Annotated in this window: 1 pseudogene; it reads right to left on the bottom strand. The window is 60.2% G+C overall.

Annotated features, from left to right (window positions below):
- Positions 1–254 (bottom strand): annotated as a pseudogene (locus tag EOD29_RS33360) (alpha/beta hydrolase); the annotation flags it as partial.

The following is a 254-nucleotide window of genomic DNA, read 5'->3' as shown; positions in this document are numbered from 1 at the left end:
GTAAACCGTCGCACCTCCTCGTCGCTCAAGGCAATCTCGTCGCGCAGGAAAGACCTCTGCAGGGGTTCGAGATCGTATAGCCCGCCAAGCAGGAAAGCAGCACCTACGCCCGAAGGCGCTGGCGAGCGATGGAAGAGAAAGGTTGCAAGATGTGCACCGGCGGAGTGGCCGCTGACGGAAAACCGCTTTGACGTGGCGCCAAAACGATCGGCATGGGCCAGCAGGAATGCCTTGGCTTTCAGGACCTGACCAAC

The organism is Mesorhizobium sp. M1A.T.Ca.IN.004.03.1.1 (assembly GCF_003997555.1).
In the GTDB taxonomy this organism is placed as follows: domain Bacteria; phylum Pseudomonadota; class Alphaproteobacteria; order Rhizobiales; family Rhizobiaceae; genus Mesorhizobium.
The sequence above is the reverse complement of the archived record's forward strand: the minus strand, read 5'-3'. Positions and strand labels throughout refer to the sequence as shown.